We start from the raw sequence: 17105 nt of genomic DNA, 5'->3' as shown, positions 1-17105 counted from the left end.
GAAATTTGGATTAACTAGATTTTAAAGCTTATGTGGATAAGATTTTGTCTTTTAGAAGTGGTGACCCATACGAGACTCGAACTCGTGTTACCGCCGTGAAAGGGCGATGTCCTAACCGCTAGACGAATGGGCCACGGTCGGTTATGAAGTTGGGATTATATTACTTTTTAACTTAAATTTACATAAAAGGACAAACCTTTGAAGAAATTTTCACTTATTTTATTATTTGCTCTCATTTTATCAGGCTGTGTTGCGACTAAAACACCGCAAAGATCGCAAGCTTTTCAGGTCACTTTATTTTCTCCGATGATAAAGATAAATGATGTTGGATTTTTTCACATTTATAAAAATGATCTAAATTTGCAAATTTATAGCTCTGGCGTAAATACCGCAAATATCAATATAAAAGACAAAATTTGCGTAAATGGCGCTTGTTTTAAAAAGACTGAATTTAACGAGAAATTTTTTCTAGCGCCACACTATGAAAGCCTTTTTGAAGAGATTTTGCAAAGGCAAAAAATTTATGACGGCAAGGATCTAAGCACCACAGAGTGCGGCTTTAGACAAGATCTAAGTTCTTATTTTATAAAATACGAAGTTTGCGATAACTACGTCAAATTTATCGACAGCAAAAATAAAATAAAAGTGATAATAAAAGAGTTAAAATGAGATACATAGGAGCTCACGTAAGTGCGGCTGGAGGCGTATTTAATGCGCCGCTAAATGCTGCAAAAATAGGAGCAAATGCCTTTGCACTTTTTACAAAAAATCAGCGCCAATGGAGCGCAAAAGAGCTAAGCAAGGGCGAGATAGAGCAGTTTAAAGCAAATTTAAAAGCCTCTGGCATAAGCGCCGATCACGTCTTGCCACATGCAAGCTACCTCATAAATTTAGGCCATCCAGAAAAAGAGGCAAGAGCTAAGTCCCTTGAAGCCTTTATCGATGAGATAGAGCGCGCTAGCAAGCTTGGACTAAAGCTTTTAAATTTTCACCCTGGCTCACACCTAAAGCAAATAAGCCAAAATGAGTGCCTAGATAACATCGCTAGGTGCATAAACGAAGCGCTAAAACGAACAAGCGGCGTAAAGCTTGTCATCGAAAACACAGCCGCACAAGGCTCAAATTTAGGCTTTGACTTTGCGCAGCTGGCGTATTTGATCGAGCGAGCAGACGATGAGAGCAGGGTTGGCGTTTGCATCGATACTTGCCACGCATTTGCCGCTGGGTACGATCTAAGAAGCAAAGAGGCTTACGCTAAGACGATGGGCGAATTTGATGCGATCATCGGCTATAAATTTCTATCTGGCATGCACCTAAATGACGCTAAATTTGGGCTTGGCTCAAAAAAAGATAGGCATGAGAGCCTTGGCAAGGGCGAGCTTGGGCTTGGCGCTTTTGAAAATATAATAAATGATGATAAAATAGGCGAAATTCCCTTGATTTTAGAGACGATTGACGAGAGTATTTGGGAAGATGAGATCAAAATTTTAAGAAACCTAGAAAAGGAAAAGCTATGAAAAGAGTGCTTTTAAGCATTGTTGCGACGTGTTCTTTATTAAATGCTGGGGGTTATAAGGTCCCTGAGCAAAGTGCTGACTCTTTGGGGCTTGCTGCTAGTAACGTAGCCTTTAGTTTTGGGGCTGATGCAGCTTATTTTAACCCTGCAAATATGATGTTTTTAGACGGGCTTCACCATTTTGAAAGCACGCTTGGTTGGTTTCATATAAATTCCATCGACTTTAAAAGCGATGGTGGCAAGAGCTACAGCTCAGAGAAATTTGACTCACTAGCTGGCACATTTAGCTTTGTAACGCCAGAAATTTATGAAAACTGGAGATTTGGACTAGCCCTTGCCGTGCCTGCAGCCGTTGGTATCTCGTGGGAGGATCCAGAGACTGCTTTTACTGGCAAGAGGTTTAAACTACAAGTTGTCGAGCTAAATCCAACCGTGGCTTACCGCATAAATGACAAACTTGCCATTGCTCTGGGCGCTAGAGGCGTTTATAGCAAGGGCAAGATAGCAAGTGACTTTGGACGTTTTGGCTACAGAGAGATACAAGGTGATGGCATAAACTACGGCTACAACGTCGCTCTTACATATAGACCTATCGAGGATCTAAGCTTTGCGGTGACTTACCGCTCGAAGGTAAATTTAGAGCTTAAAGGTAGTGCTGATGCTGATTTTAACAGACCGCTAGCGTCTATAAGCTATCATGGCAAAACAAGAGTTGAGATCCCTCTACCTGCACAGCTAGTGCTTGCTACTGGATATAAATTTAGTGATTTTACCCTTTTGCTAGCTTTCGAGAGGACATACTGGTCTAAATTTAAAGATTATGACTTTGAATATGATGATAAGACGGCAGCTCATTCACACCACCCTGCTTTTAAAATGTTTATGGACGATCCGGTTGTTAAAAATGCAAAAGATACAAACACATATAGGATAGGCCTTGCTTACGACGTAAATGAAAAACTTAGGCTAATGGCTGGCTTTTCATACGATGAGGATATCACTAGCAGCGAGCATACTGGCTTAGAGCTTCCAAACACCACCTCTCAGGCATATTCGTTTGGAGCAAACTATAAATTTACGCCAAATTTAGAGCTAGGGCTAGGCTATCTCTATCAGCACCGAGACAAAAAGCGTGCGACAGGTATAAAAAATGGTACTGGCAACGGTACTGGCTCAATGTCTGGCGAATTTGACGCAAGTAGCGTTCAGATAGCTGCAATGACATTTAAATACTCTTTCTAGGGCTAAAAATGCAATACTCTTATAATAATTTTTATGAAATTTTGACCAAAGTAGCAAAGCAGAGTCCAAACCAGATAGCGATCTTTGACGAAAAAGAGAAGCTAAAATACCACGAAATAAAGCAAAACGTCGATAAAGTGGCAGCTTACTTGCAGCTTTGTGGAGTAAATTTTGGCGACAAAGTGGCTATGGCGGTGGCAAATTCAAAAGAATTTATCATCTCATACCTTGCTATCACGGCTATCGGAGCGGTCGCAGTGCCGATGAATACCTTTTTAAAAACAAATGAGTTTGAGTATATCTTAAACGACTGCGGCGCAAGGGTGCTTTTCGCCTCTAGCTCACTTGCAAAGGAGCTAATCGCACTTAGCGAGCTTGAAATTTTAAGAAAGATCATCTGGATCGGTCAAACGCCAAAAAAACTTCAAAGCGCCTCAAAAGACGACTATGTAAGCGTTGATGAGGAGTATGGCGAGAGCGCATATCTGTCTTCAACACCACAAATTTCAAAAGAGGATATGAGCAAGGATTATGAAAATAACGGCGTTGTAAAAAATGTAAATTTCAGCGAAGCACTAAATCACAAATACACTCTAAGCATCACGAAATACCCTAAAATAGACGATCTCATGCACATCATCTACACCTCAGGCACCACAGGCAAGCCAAAGGGTGCGATGATAAGCTATAAAAATATATTCTCAAACGTCATCGGCGCTCATGAGCGTTTTAAGGTTAAAAAAAGCGATAGATTTATTGTATTTTTACCGATGTTTCATAGCTTTACGCTCACAGCGATGGTGCTTTTACCGATATATGCGGGCGCTTCTATGGTGCTTGTAAGATCAGTCTTTCCATTTTCAAATGTGCTAAAACAGACGCTACTTAAAAGAGTTACTGTATTTTTGGGTATCCCAGCCATCTACACAGCCATCGGCAAGGCAAAAATTCCTTGGTATTTTAGATGGTTTAACCGCATAAGGCTATTTGTAAGTGGGGCTGCTCCGCTTGCTAAGCAAACGATAGATGATTTTAGAGTGAAATTCCCGCGTGCAACGCTAGTTGAAGGATACGGCCTTAGCGAATGCTCGCCAGTCGTAGCGGCAAATTTATTTGACAAGCAAAAGCTTCTAAGCGTTGGCCCTGCGCTAAATGGCTATGAGGTCAAGATCGTAGATGATGAGATGATGGAGCTACCAGTCGGCCAGATCGGCGAGATCATCGTAAAAGGCGACTGCGTCATGCAAGGCTACTACGGCATGCCAGGCGTGACAGATGAGACCATCATAAATGGCTGGCTAAAGACTGGAGACCTTGGCAAGATCGATGAAGAGGGCTTTATCTACATCGTTGATCGCAAAAAAGACCTCATCATATCAAAGGGCATAAACATCTATCCACGCGAGATCGAAGAGGTCATCTACAAGCTTGAAGCAGTCGAGGCTGCAGCAGTGATTGGCGTAAAAGACGTGCATGCAGACGAAGAGGTCGTAGCTTTCATACAGGTAAAAGATGGCATGGATCTTGATGAAAAGACGGTTAGAGAGCATCTAAAGAAAAACTTAGCAAATTTCAAAATTCCAAAAAGCATTTATTTTGCCGAGGAGCTGCCTAGAAACGCTACTGGCAAGGTGCTAAAACGTGTGCTAAAAGAGCAGATAAAGGATAAAATTTAGTGAAGTATTTGCTTGATTTTCTAAACCAAGACCTCAAAAAAAGTAAAATTTACGAGCTTATAAAGTGCGGCGATGAAGAGGGAGAAATTTTAAAATACCTAAGCAAAGCCTACGTGCAAGGCACAGCTAGCATGAGCGTTTTTGAGCTACTTGGAGCTGTTTTTGGCACACAAAATGACAAGCAGCTTTTATACCTTAAATTTATAAAAAATTTGCTAGATAGCGGCTGGATAGTGCAAAACTACGGCCTTTTTAAAATGCCAGAGAGCCCGCAAAAAAGCTCAAGCCAAGGGCTACTCTCGCTACTTCACTCTGAAATTTCACTTTCAAGCACGTTTTTAAAGATACTTGAAGATGGCAACGCCGATATAAATTTACCAGAACTTGCGCCTTATGAAGATCATTTGGAGTATTTAAAAGATCAGTTTTTAAAGATAGAGCTTTACTCAAAGGCTGCGATATTTGAAGGTGGCTCAAATGACGCTAAAAAGCGCATAAATGAGCAAATTTCTGAGCTTACAAAGCGGATAAACGAGCGCGTAAAACTAAGCAAGATTAGCCTAAAAATAGAGCAAATTTTTAAAGAAAATTCACTTGATGAAAAAGAGCAGATCATATTTTTAGCCCTTTTAAAAGAGGAGTATGCGGGCGACTTTGAAAACGGCCGTGACCTAAACACGCTAGTTGGGCTAATAAGCAAAGATGAGCTTGAACGCATCAAAAATCGCACTCTTTTAGAGGACGGCTCAAGGCTCATCGAGGGCGCTCTAATCGACTACGACGAGGTTTTAAACGCTTATGGAAATGTGAGCAAAAGCTTTTTTATAAACGAAGAAATTTTGCAAAGCATAATGCACCCAAAAAATGACAAAAACAGCAAGAAAATCAAGATCGAAAGCCTAGTAAAAGAGCAAGAAATTTTTGAGCTAATAGAGCCAGTAACTAGCCTAGAAGACGTCGTGCTAAATGAGAAGACAAAGCAGCTTTTAAGCACGATACTAAAGCAGGTCGATAAAAAAGTGCTAGCTAGACTTAGCAGCTGGGGGATAAAAACTAGAAAAAATATAGACGCCAAGATCATTTTTTATGGCGAGCCTGGCACTGGTAAGACCATGAGCGCAGTTGGGCTTGCAAAGAGCCTAAAGAAGCAAATTCTAAGCTTTGACTGCTCAAAAATTTTAAGCAAATATGTCGGCGAGAGCGAGCAAAATGTAAGAAAAATTTTTGACACTTACAAAGAAATTTGCAAAAAAAGTGGCAGCGAGCCGGTGCTCTTGCTAAACGAGGCCGATCAGTTTTTAAGCACGAGAGTGGAGAGCTCGAGCGGGGCTGAAAAGATGCACAATCAAATGCAAAATATCTTTTTAGAGCAGATCGAGCGCTTTGAAGGCGTGCTGATCGCTACAACAAATTTCTTACAAAGCCTTGACGTGGCGTTTTCCAGAAGATTTGACTACAAGATCGAGTTTAAAAAGCCCGATTATAACGGCAGGCTTGCCATTTGGCGTAAAATTTTGCCTGAAAATGCGAGCTTTGAAGATGGCTTTAGCGTAGAAAGGCTGGCTGAGTTTAACCTAAGTGGCGCACAGATCGTCCTTGCTCTAAAAAATACCGCTTTGAAAGTGGCTATAAAAGATGATGGGATTTTTACCTTTGAGGACTTCAAAACCACGATAGAGCGCGAGCTAAATTCAAGCTTTGGCGAGGATAAAAAGATGGGATTTGGCTCTTAAGCCTTATCTTATTTTATAAATTTTATTTTACGCTACAAAAAGCTACTGACCTTTATAAAAAATTTGCTTCACTCAATAAAATTTAGACAAGCGTCGCCACTAGAATCACAGAAAATGCGAGATAAATTTAATCTTTGGCGATGAAAAAAGCGGGTGATTACTAGTGTGAAATTTTGATTTTGCTTTTAATAACACCGAAAGTGTGAAAATAAACTCAAACTTTGTCAAGGATAAAAAGCTTTATTTTTTGGCTTTTTAAAGTATCTTACAGGCTTTACGTCATCACAAAGACAAAAGCGCGGATATCAAATTTGCCTTTATAGTCAAATTTACACAAAGCCTACCACTAAAAATTTATAGAAAATGCGAAACAAATTTGATCTTTGGCGTAATTCTCTTACGCTTTTTTAAATATACGCTTTGCGTCACAAAGCAAAGTCTAAAATATCGGTATTTGCCAAACTAAACGTGGAATTTTTACAATTAAATTTTGGCAAAAACTACAATAGGATAGACGCCTACCCATAGGCTTTTTGCATAAATTTAACTCACTTGCCTTAAATTTACTACTGCGTCCTTTTGCAAACAAGCAGTTGGTTTCAAATTTTAAAAATTTATCCGCTCTCAACTGCCCTACTTTTTCATCTATTGCGGACTTTTTACATTATCGACGATTGCTGATCTAAGTGTGAAATTTTGCTTTTTATTAAATTTGAGCGAAAAACTGCAGCATGGCAGACGCCAACTTATAGGCACTAGCATAAATTTACTACCCTAACCTTTGCAAAATCCAAAAACCGCAAAATTTTGAAATTTATCCACTATGCCTTAAACATCAAGCGTGCAAAGTGCATAACTCTAGTTGCGTATGTTTTTGCATTAAATTTTGTTTTTATCTATGCAAATTTGCAAAAGCGACAAGCAAGACAAATGCAGTTACAAATTTAACTCGCCCGCTTCAAATTTACTATTGCATTTTTTATCACAAAACCAAAGAATTTTAAATTTATCCGCCGTTTGAAGCGTGGACATGACTGCTTTTTTATAACGTTTTATGCATTTTTCATAACACAAATGTCGCCCACTTCATGAAATTTAGCCCTAAAAACCCAGTAAATTTCAAACACGCTTCCGCGACTTTTATAGCAACACTTTTTCGCGCCAAAAAAGCAGAATTTACCGATCTTTTTAATAATAAATTTAAAAGGCTATGAAATTTTAGTAGTCAAATTTATGCAGAAATTTACTGATTGATCTTATCGAGCAACTCTTCGACCTCTTCAAGCGCAAAGGCCTCTTCCGAGCTTTGTTTTAAGAAGCTCTCCATAAATTCTTTCTTCGAGATCGCAAGGTCAAGCTCCTTGTCACTGCCCTTTTGATATGCGCCGATGCGAAGTAGGACCTCATTTTCTTTTAAAAGCGAGTAAAGGCGCTTAAATTTCATCGCATTTAGCTTGTGTTCTTTGCCGATTACGTCGCCCATGACACGCGAGGCCGAGTTTTGGATATTGATAGGTGGGTAGATGCCAAAGTCCGTTAGCTCGCGGCTTAGCACGATGTGTCCGTCTAGGATAGAGCGGCTTTGGTCGGCTATCGGGTCGCTCATATCATCGCCCTCGACCAGCACGGTGAAAAATGCTGTGATACTGCCCTTGCCTTCCTCTTTGCCGGCGCGCTCCATTAGCTGTGGCAAGAGTGTGAGCGAGCTTGGCGGATAGCCCTTTGAGGTCGGTGGCTCACCAAGAGCAAGACCGATCTCACGCTGCGCCATCGCAAAACGCGTCACGCTATCCATAATGAAAAGCACGTCGTTGCCCTGCTGTTTGAAGTATTCAGCCACGCTCATCGCACAAAATGCGCCGTACTTTCGCATGAGCGAGCTGTCATCACTGGTCGCTACGATGATGACCGTGCCCTCCAGGTCGCCACCTAGGTTTTTTTCGATAAATTCAGGCACCTCACGGCCACGCTCGCCTATTAGCGCGACTACCTTGATCGGCGCAAGAGTGTTTTTTACGATCATGCCCATGAGGGTTGATTTGCCTACGCCAGATCCCGCAAAAATCCCCAGCTTTTGCCCCTTGCCACAAGTAAGTAGCCCATCTATCGTCTTTATCCCAACACTAAAAGGCTCGTTTATAAGCCCTCTTTTCATCGCATCTATCGGCGCTCTCATGATCGGCATATATTCAGTTGTATCGATCGCCCCTTTGCCGTCAATGGGCTTCATAAATGGATCGACCACTCGGCCTAGCAAATTTGACCCCACCGGTATGCTCATACCCTGATCGCTCTCATAGACAAAGTCGCCTATCCTAAAGCCCTCGACAAAGCCAAATGGGCTGATGTAAGCGCCATCTGTCTTTATCTGCGTGACCATGCCAAGTCCGTTTTTGCTCTTGTCTTTTGCCACTATACGTACGATGTCGCCGATACTTGGGCGAAGTCCGGTGATCTCTATCGTAGTAGCTGTGATCTTTGTGATGACGCCGAAGGTATTTGAGAGCTTCACGCCCTCTTTAAGCCTTGAATTTATACGCTCTAAACTCAAAAATGCGTTTCCCTAGGCGAATTTATAAGCGAGAAAAACTCTCGCCTTGTGTCTGCATTTTTGATAAAGCAGCCCCTAAGCGCAGAGGTCGTGGTAGTCGAGTTTATCTTCTCCACACCCCTCATCTCAACGCACATGTGCCTTGCCTCGACGACTACTCCAACGCCTTTTGGAGCGATAACGTCCTCAAGAGCCTTTGCGATCTGCTCGGTCATCTGCTCTTGAATTTGCAAGCGTCTGGCGTAGATATTTACCATGCGTGGAATTTTACTAAGGCCAACGACCTTGCCATTTGGGATGTATGCCACATGCACACGGCCAATTATTGGCAACAAATGGTGCTCACAAAGGCTGTAAAACTCGATGTTTCGCATTAAAACCATTTCGTTGTTTGAGCTGGTAAATAGCGCATCGCCAAGGACTTCTTTTGGGTCTTGATCATATCCGCTAGTTAGAAATTTAAAAGCTTTATAAACGCGCTCTGGGGTTTTTATAAGCCCCTCTCTGTTTGGATCTTCGCCGATGATAGTTAGCATATTTTTAACTGAATTTTCAAAACTCTCTTGCATAAATTTTCTCCATAATTTTATCGCCAAATTCTACGTTAAAACGCCTTTTATATCTATAAAAATTCACAAATTTACAATGAAATAAGGAAAATTCTGCTATATTTTGGGCTAAAAATTTGTATTCATAAAGGAATTCGATGGAAATCAAAATCAAAGCTCTAGATAGCGTAAATACCCTAGCTAGCACAACTGTAAGTGCAGATGCTATAAAGTCTAGCGTAGAAAAACTAGCAAAAAAAGCAGCAAAAACTATGAAAGTAGATGGCTTTAGACAAGGCCATGTGCCAGTTGCTGTCGTGCTAAAACGCTACGAGAAAGAGCTAACAAACGACGCTGAGCAAGATGTCTTAAGAGATGTAGTCGAAGAGGCTATCAAAAAAGCAGGCAAGAAAAATGACGACCTTATCGGCGAGCCTATCGTTTCAAAATTTGACAGAAAAGATGACAAGATCGACGTTGAGCTAACAGTTTCGTTTAAGCCAAGTGTCGATGTGAGCGGCTATGAGAGCTTGATACCTGAGTTTTCAAACCCACGCGTTTTGAAAAAAGATATCGATGAGAAGAAAACTGAGCTTTTAAAAATGATAGCCCCACTTGAAAAAGTAGAGGGTAAAAGAGGCCTAAAAGTTGGCGATTTTGCTAAATTTGACTTTGAAGGCTTTGTTGATGGCGTTGCATTTGAAGGTGGCAAGGCTGAAAACTACGTGCTTGAGATCGGATCAAACCAATTCATCCCAGGCTTTGAAGATGGCATGGTAGGCATAAAAGCTGGCGGTGAAAAAGATATCGAGGTTAAATTCCCAGAAAACTATGGCGCTGCACATTTAGCTGGCAAAGACGCTGTTTTTAAAGTCAAACTTCATGAAATTCAAGAGAGAAAGATCCCTGAAAAACTAGACGAAGAGATGCTAAAAACTATCCTTCCAAACGAAGAAAAACCAACTGAAGAGCTACTTGAAGAGCGCATAAAAGAGCAAATTCGCCAAGAGAAAATTTATAAACTTATAAACGAAGAGCTAAAACCAAAATTTGCTGAAGCTGCAGTTGAGAAATTTAAATTTGACGTGCCAAAAAATATCGTCGAGCAAGAGATCGATATGCAGTTTAGAAACGCATGGAGCTCATTTACTCCAGACGATATGAAGAAATTTAGAGAGGACAAAGACGCTCTAGCTAAAAAACGTGACGAGTATAGAAAAGACGCTGAAAATAGCGTTCGCCTAACTTTCATCATTGATGAGCTAGCTCGCGTAAGAGGCGTGAAAGTGAGCGATCAAGAGGTCGTTCAAGCGATCTATTTTGAGGCATATAGAAGCGGCCAAGATCCAAAAGCACACCTTGAGATGTACCGCAACCAAGGCATGCTCCCAGCTATAAAGATGTCGATGATCGAAGAGAAGCTATTTAGCGAGCTTTTCAACAAAGAAAAAGACGAGAAAAAAGCAAGCAAAAAAGAGAAGGCTGAGTAATGAGCTATTACGTTCCTGTCGTAGTTGAAAGAACTAGCAGAGGTGAGCGAAGCTATGATATATATTCCCGTCTTTTAAAAGACAGGATCGTTATGCTAAGTGGCGAGATAGAGGACGGCATGGCTGCTTCTATCGTCGCTCAGCTGCTATTTTTAGAGGCTGAGGATCCAGATAAAGATATCTACCTTTATATAAACTCACCAGGCGGCGTGATAACAAGTGGCTTTAGTATCTATGACACGATGAACTACATAAAGCCAGATGTTTGCACTATCTGCATCGGTCAGGCCGCTAGTATGGGTGCATTTTTACTAAGCTGTGGCGCACCTGGCAAGAGATATGCGCTGCCAAATTCTCGTATCATGATACACCAACCACTTGGCGGTGCTAGAGGACAAGCGACTGATATCGAGATACAAGCTCGTGAAATTTTACGTTTGAAAGAAATTTTAAATGGAATTTTGGCAAAAAATACAGGCCAAAAGCTAAGCAAGATCGTAAAAGATACTGAGCGCGACTTCTTTATGAGCTCAGCAGAGGCTAAAGAGTACGGACTTGTCGATAAAATTTTGGAGAAAAGTTTTAAATAAGGCCCAAAGTGATAAAGATAGATAACGCACCAGATCCAAAAAGAAAAGCAGCCGAAGCAAAACCGGCTGTCAAAAAAGAAAAGGTAAATATCTATAAATTTTCAGAGGACGTTTTGCACGAACTAAGTGACGACAACGTCCCATCTACGCCGACAAACTACTCTATCTACTTTGAAAAGATGCTTGATGGGCAGTCAGATGAGTTTAGAAAAGAGATCGGCGATATCATCGTGGCAAATTCTGAAAGCTCAGTGCCAACAAACGGCAACATCTCTATCGAAAAAGAGGTAAAACAAGGCTTTATCCAGATAAAGAGCATGCTTCAAGCAGTCGTGCTCATCTATAAAAATTTAGGCGTTATGAGAAGCCTAGTGCAAAAGCGTATGGATGGTCTTAAAAACAACACAAATGTCCTTGCGCTCCAAAACGTTTTAAGCGCCTTTAACCAAGACCTCATCAAGCTAAACGACCTCATGGATAAGCATCTTGACGTCATCAAAATGAGCTACGAAGAGGTCGGCAAGATGTTTAAGGCGATCGAAGAGCAGTCGATCTACGACACAACATACGAGGTCTATAACAAGAAATTTCTAGTAGCTACCATAAGCAGCGAGATCGAGTCTGTTAGGCGCTACGGCTACAATGCCTCATTTTTACTAGTTAAGATAAAAGACAAATTTGCAAACCGAGTTAAAAATTTAAAAGAGCGAAACAATATGTTTAAAAGCATGTCACAGCTTCTTTTAAGAACTTCACGTAGAAGCGATATAGTCGCACACTACGGCGATGGCTGCTTTGCTATGGTGATGAAATACACCGACGAAAACGGCACAAAGCAAGCGTGCGCGAGAATTTTAAACATGCTCTCATCTATGCCATGGAAGATCGACAACGAAGAGTGCAAACTAGATGTGCAGATCGTCTCAAGCATGATCTCAAAGACAAAGAGCACAGAAGAGCTGCTCTCACACGCACTTGACAAGCTAGAGACCAACCAAGACCTAAATGAGCCACTATTTTTAGACGAGAAAGCAGAGAATTAGTTTGATCCTAGAAGTTTTATCCTATCCAAATAAAAAGCTTTATGAAATTTCAAAAGAGGTTGAGGTTTTCGATGAGAAGCTTCACAAACTTCTTGATGATATGTATGAGACGATGATCGCAAAAGAAGGCATCGGTCTTGCGGCCATACAAATAGGCGTTGCAAAGAGAATTTTCATCATAAATTTAGCCAACGAAGAGGGCGTGCAAGACAAGGCTGAGCTGCTTGAGATCATAAATCCTGAATTTGAACTACGTGAAGGCGAGTGCGTCTATCAAGAGGGCTGCCTTAGCGTGCCTGGCTACTACGAGGACGTTAAAAGAAGTGAGGTAGTTGCTATCAAATTTCAAGACCGCTTTGGTAAAGAGCAGACATTAAAAACTGACGGGCTACTAGCGATCGCTATCCAGCATGAAAATGACCACCTAGACGGACATCTTTTTATAGAAAAAATAGGCTTTAACAAACGCAAAAAATTCGACAAGGAATACAAAAAGCAAAAAAAAGAAAAGACATCATGAAGTCCCTAAAATGTGCTACTTACGGCGATGGACTAAAGATCATTGATGTTGAGTCGATCTTTTCTCGTGGGCTTCCTGGCTTTAGCATCGTGGGCCTTGCAAGCACCAGTATTAAAGAGAGCACAGAGCGTGTAAAGGCAGCACTTTTAGCGCTTGACTTTGCCTTTCCAGCTCAGAAAATAACCATAAATTTATCCCCCTCAGACCTACCAAAAAGTGGCTCACACTTTGATCTAAGCATAGCCCTTCTCATCGCCCTTCAAAAGGCAAAAAGCTTAGAGAAAATTTTTGTTTTTGGCGAGCTTGGATTAGACGGGAGCGTAAAAAGCACAGCAAATTTATTTTCGATCCTACTTTTTTTAAGCACGCAGGTGCAAAATGCAAAAATTTTAGTACCAAGTGAGATAGCCGCCAAAGCTTCTATGATCCCAAATTTAGAGGTTTATGGCGTTAGCACGCTAGAGGAGGCGATCAAGTTTTTTAGCGACGCAGAATTTGCTAAAAGCACGCACTTTAGCGCCACGCACGAGCTATTTTCAAATGTGATAGAAGTTGGCGGCAAAAGATATGTTCCAAATTTAAACTTCGAGCTTGATTTTAAGGACGTTTTGGGTCAAGACAGAGCCAAAAGAGCCTGCGTCATCGCAGCCGTTGGCATGCACAATATCTTATTTGAAGGCAGCCCAGGCAGCGGAAAGAGCATGTGCGCAAAACGCCTCGTCTATATCATGGCACCACAAAGCCTAGAAGAGGTGCTAAAGTCCGCCGCCTATCGCTCGCTAAACCTGCAAGATAGCGAATTTACAAGCACTAGAGCCTTTCGCTCGCCTCATCACACCTCTACTAAAAGTTCGATCTTTGGCGGAGGCTCAAACGTCGCAAAGATCGGCGAGATCGCACTTGCAAATGGCGGAGTGCTATTTTTTGACGAGTTCCCACACTTTGCTAAACAGGTGATAGAAAGCCTTAGAGAGCCGCTTGAGGACAATCAAATCCACATCGCAAGGGTAAATTCAAAAGTGACTTACGAGACTAAATTTATCTTCGTGGCCGCTCAAAATCCCTGCCCTTGTGGAAATTTATTCTCCCGCAACCTAAACTGCAAATGCAGCGAAAATGAGATAAAAAACTACAAAGCCAAAATTTCAGCCCCAGTGCTTGACCGCATAGACTTAAAAGTCGCGATGGATGAGAGCTCGCCAAGCGACAAAGCAAGTTTAAGCTCACAGCAGATGAGCGAGATGGTTTTAAAAGCCTTTATCTTTCAAAAAAAGCGTGGTCAAGATGAGCTAAATGGCAAGCTAAATGACGCGCAGGTGGCTAAATTTTGCACTTTAAACGCCGAGGCGAGTGAAATTTTGCAAAAGGCCGCCACGAAGTATAACCTCTCTCAAAGGGGCATAAAAAGGACGCTTAGAGTGGCTAGAAGCATCGCCGATCTTGATGAGAGCGAGCAAATTTTAAAGCCCCACATCCTAGAGGCGCTTAGTTTTAGGGCATAGAATGAAAAATTTATATTTAGACACGAGAGTTTTGGACGAGCGAGCAGGCGAGAAATTTGACCTTAGCGAAGAGCTTTTAATGGAAAATGCAGCCGCATGCATAGCAAATTTTATCCGTAAGAAATTTAAAAAAGGCGAGAGAGTGCTTGGCATTTGCGGTGGCGGAAACAACGGCGCTGACGTGCTTTGTGCTTTAAGAATGCTAGAGGGCGAGTTTGAATGTGAATTTATCCTAGCTAGTAAAAATTTAAAGCCACTAGCCACCAAGCAGCTTGAAAGGGCTAAATTTGCTGGCGTGCGAGAGAGCAAAGATATAGAAAATAGCTTAAATAGCGCAAAATGCGTCATAGACGGGCTTTTTGGCTCAGGGCTAAATAGAAATTTAGACGAAAAGCACATAGAATTAATCTCAAAAATAAACGCTAGCCATGCTTACATCATCGCTTGCGACGTGCCAAGCGGACTAAGTAGCGAGGGCAAGGTGCTTGGCGCTTGCGTAAAAGCAGACGCTACTATCACGATGGGAGCTAGAAAGCTAGCTCTTTATAGTGACGCAGCAAAGGACTACGTGGGCAAGATAAAACTCGCCACACTTGGCATAAACGCGCAAAACTACGAGTGCGAAAGCGAATATCACCTGCTTGAAAAACGCGACCTCATGCTTCCAAATAGAAAAAATCAGTGCGTAAATAAGGGCGACTTTGGCCACGCATTTATCATATCTGGCGAGCACATAGGGGCTAGCAAGCTTTGTGCAAAGGCGGCATTTGCCTTTGGGGCTGGGCTAGTTAGCGTGATAGGCGAGCAGGGTTTAAATTTACCAACGCATATCATGCAAGCTAGCAAGATAAGCGAAAAAATGAACGCTGGAGCCCTTGGTATGGGGCTTGGCAAAAGGGGCGTAGAAGAGCTTGAGGCGCAAAATTTAAAAGACAAAAAGCTCGTGCTTGACGCTGATATCTTTTACAGCCAAAAAGTGCTTGAGCTGCTAAGCGAAAACTGCGTCTTGACACCTCATCCAAAGGAGTTTTGCTCGCTTTTAAAAATTTGCAAAATAGCCGATATAGATGTGCAAACTTTGCAAGAAAACAGATACGCTTACGCGAGGGCTTGGAGCGAGAAATTTAATGCCGTTCTTGTGCTAAAAGGGGCAAACACCATAATCGCCAAAGATGGGCAAATTTACGTCATGCCTTATGGTAAAAGCGCGCTTGCAAAAGGCGGTAGCGGCGACGTGCTAAGCGGCCTTGTGCTAGCACTTTTGGCTCAAGGCTACGAGCCACTAAATGCTGCCATCTCAGCCACTTTAGCTCATGCGCTTAGCCTTAGAAATTTTGACAAAAGCAGCTACGCGCTCGAGCCAACAGACATCATCAAAGGAGTAAAATGCTTACGAAAAAGATAGCCGTGCTTTTTAGCGGCAGTGGCTCAAATTTAGAAGCGATACTTAAAAAAGTTCATAATCAAATTTTTAACGGCATAAAGATCGAAGTTTGCCTTTGTATCTGCAACAAGCCAGGTGCATTTGGCATCGAGCGAGCTAAGAAATTTGGACTTGAGACGACGATAATAGAGAGCGCTAAATTTAAAAATCGTGAGGAATTTGACGCTGTTTTGGTGGAGCAAATTTTAAAAAGTGGGGCCGATCTAACGGTGCTTGCAGGCTTTATGAGGATACTAACGCCAGTTTTTACGGCGCAGATAAAAGCCATAAACCTTCACCCATCTATCCTGCCGCTTTTTAAGGGCGCGCATGCGATAAAGGAGAGCTTTGAGAGCGACATGATGATAGGCGGTGTGAGCGTGCATTACGTGAGTGAGGAGCTTGACGGGGGCAAACTGATCGCGCAAAGGGCGTTTGAGCGAGAGGACGGCATGAGTTTAGATGAGTGGGAGGCTAAAATTCACGCCATAGAGCATGAAATTTTGCCCCAAAGCATAATAAAAATTTTAACAAAGGAAGTTAAATGTTTGAATGGTTGAGTTCGCCAGAGGCGTGGATATCGCTACTTACGCTAACTGGCTTGGAGATAGTTTTAGGCATAGATAACATCATATTTATCGCTATTTTAGTAGGCAAACTGCCACCAGAGCAAAGGGGCAAAGGCCGCATTTTAGGGCTTGGCTTTGCGATGATCACTAGGATCATCCTGCTACTTTCGCTATTTTGGATCATGAAGCTTACAAAGCCGCTCTTTAGCATAGGCGAGCTTAGCATCACTGGACGCGATCTAGTGCTCATAATAGGCGGTCTATTTTTGATAGTAAAATCATCAATGGAGATCCATGCAAACGTTACTGGCAAGCATGAAGAGGCTCACGAGAGCAAGTCTCATCCAGGATTTTTTGCGACTATCCTTGAGATAGGCATTTTAGACATAGTCTTTTCGCTTGATAGCGTTATCACCGCAGTTGGCATGGCTCAGCACATCGATATCATGATACTTGCCGTCATCATCGCAGTTGGCGTGATGATGTTTGCTTCAAAGGCGATCTCAGAATTTGTCGATAACAACCCAACCATAAAAATGCTCGCACTTGCATTTTTGGTGCTTGTTGGCTTTGCGCTCGTGCTTGATGGCTTTGGCGTGCATGTGCCAAAAGGCTACATCTACTTTGCGATGGGCTTCTCGCTAGCGGTTGAGTGCCTAAATATCTACGCTAGAAAAAGGGCATTAAGAGATCAAAAATAAA

The 17105-nt window shown here is 42.0% G+C and carries 15 protein-coding genes and 1 tRNA gene; 13 read left to right on the top strand and 3 right to left on the bottom strand.

Going from position 1 to position 17105, the window contains the following annotated elements:
• Positions 1 to 58: 58 nt before the first annotated feature.
• Positions 59 to 133: transfer RNA gene (locus F3G86_RS00885), tRNA-Glu, on the bottom strand.
• A 65-nt stretch (positions 134 to 198) separates the two neighbouring features.
• On the opposite strand from F3G86_RS00885, the gene F3G86_RS00880 reads away from it, so the two are divergent.
• Genes F3G86_RS00880 through F3G86_RS00860 form a run of 5 tightly spaced genes read left to right on the top strand, consistent with a single transcriptional unit; the run spans position 199 to position 6167 of the window.
• The gene (locus F3G86_RS00880; protein WP_149722712.1) at positions 199 to 669 is read left to right on the top strand and encodes a hypothetical protein; all 471 of its coding nucleotides are present in this window, start codon (positions 199 to 201) and stop codon (positions 667 to 669) included.
• Complete coding sequence (gene nfo / locus F3G86_RS00875) at positions 666 to 1517, top strand: deoxyribonuclease IV (RefSeq protein ID WP_149722711.1); 852 nt, start codon at positions 666 to 668, stop codon at positions 1515 to 1517. The genes F3G86_RS00880 and nfo overlap by 4 nt, the downstream gene beginning before the upstream one ends.
• On the top strand, positions 1514 to 2758 hold the full coding sequence (locus tag F3G86_RS00870; protein WP_149722710.1) for an OmpP1/FadL family transporter: 1245 nt from the start codon (positions 1514 to 1516) through the stop codon (positions 2756 to 2758). The genes nfo and F3G86_RS00870 overlap by 4 nt, the downstream gene beginning before the upstream one ends.
• Positions 2759 to 2766: 8 nt before the next feature.
• Positions 2767 to 4434, top strand: a complete 1668-nt coding sequence (locus F3G86_RS00865) for a fatty acid--CoA ligase (protein ID WP_149722709.1) — start codon at positions 2767 to 2769, stop codon at positions 4432 to 4434.
• Positions 4434 to 6167: an ATP-binding protein gene (locus F3G86_RS00860; protein WP_149722708.1), complete on the top strand. Its 1734-nt coding sequence runs from the start codon at positions 4434 to 4436 to the stop codon at positions 6165 to 6167. The genes F3G86_RS00865 and F3G86_RS00860 overlap by 1 nt, the downstream gene beginning before the upstream one ends.
• Positions 6168 to 7410: 1243 nt before the next feature.
• Here the strand turns inward: F3G86_RS00860 and fliI are convergent.
• Both fliI and folE read right to left on the bottom strand, forming a co-directional pair.
• On the bottom strand, positions 7411 to 8718 hold the full coding sequence (gene fliI, locus F3G86_RS00855; protein WP_107916249.1) for a flagellar protein export ATPase FliI: 1308 nt from the start codon (positions 8716 to 8718) through the stop codon (positions 7411 to 7413).
• Positions 8715 to 9287 (bottom strand): GTP cyclohydrolase I FolE, encoded by a 573-nt coding sequence (gene folE / locus F3G86_RS00850; RefSeq protein WP_004317386.1) that lies wholly within the window; start codon positions 9285 to 9287, stop codon positions 8715 to 8717. Before folE ends, fliI begins: the two co-directional genes overlap by 4 nt.
• A gap of 137 nt (positions 9288 to 9424) precedes the next feature.
• Here folE and tig point away from each other — a divergent pair, with 137 nt between their 5' ends.
• From tig to F3G86_RS00810, 8 genes are read left to right on the top strand one after another with little or no spacing between them, the layout of a single operon-like run.
• Entirely contained in the window at positions 9425 to 10756 is a 1332-nt protein-coding gene (gene tig / locus F3G86_RS00845; RefSeq protein ID WP_148787390.1) for a trigger factor, read from the top strand.
• Positions 10756 to 11346, top strand: coding sequence for an ATP-dependent Clp endopeptidase proteolytic subunit ClpP (clpP, locus tag F3G86_RS00840; protein WP_004317374.1), 591 nt, complete (start codon positions 10756 to 10758; stop codon positions 11344 to 11346). Before tig ends, clpP begins: the two co-directional genes overlap by 1 nt.
• Before the next feature lie 8 nt (positions 11347 to 11354).
• Positions 11355 to 12389, top strand: a complete 1035-nt coding sequence (locus F3G86_RS00835) for a GGDEF domain-containing protein (RefSeq protein WP_103590873.1) — start codon at positions 11355 to 11357, stop codon at positions 12387 to 12389.
• 1 nt (position 12390) lies between these two features.
• A complete protein-coding gene (gene def / locus F3G86_RS00830) occupies positions 12391 to 12909 on the top strand; it encodes a peptide deformylase (protein ID WP_148787389.1) in 519 nt (172 codons plus the stop codon).
• A complete protein-coding gene (locus tag F3G86_RS00825; protein WP_148787388.1) occupies positions 12906 to 14411 on the top strand; it encodes a YifB family Mg chelatase-like AAA ATPase in 1506 nt (501 codons plus the stop codon). Before def ends, F3G86_RS00825 begins: the two co-directional genes overlap by 4 nt.
• Position 14412: 1 nt before the next feature.
• Positions 14413 to 15816 carry an NAD(P)H-hydrate dehydratase gene (locus F3G86_RS00820; RefSeq protein ID WP_149722707.1) on the top strand — a complete coding sequence of 468 codons (1404 nt, stop codon included), beginning with the start codon at positions 14413 to 14415 and terminating at the stop codon, positions 15814 to 15816.
• Positions 15798 to 16394: a phosphoribosylglycinamide formyltransferase gene (gene purN, locus F3G86_RS00815; protein WP_149722706.1), complete on the top strand. Its 597-nt coding sequence runs from the start codon at positions 15798 to 15800 to the stop codon at positions 16392 to 16394. The genes F3G86_RS00820 and purN overlap by 19 nt, the downstream gene beginning before the upstream one ends.
• Positions 16379 to 17104, top strand: coding sequence for a TerC family protein (locus F3G86_RS00810; RefSeq protein ID WP_149722705.1), 726 nt, complete (start codon positions 16379 to 16381; stop codon positions 17102 to 17104). The genes purN and F3G86_RS00810 overlap by 16 nt, the downstream gene beginning before the upstream one ends.
• The last annotated feature ends 1 nt before the right edge of the window (position 17105 follow it).

Origin of the sequence: Campylobacter concisus (assembly GCF_902460595.1) — a bacterium.
Classification (GTDB): Bacteria; Campylobacterota; Campylobacteria; order Campylobacterales; family Campylobacteraceae; genus Campylobacter_A; species Campylobacter_A concisus_BL.
The sequence above is the reverse complement of the archived record's forward strand: the minus strand, read 5'-3'. Positions and strand labels throughout refer to the sequence as shown.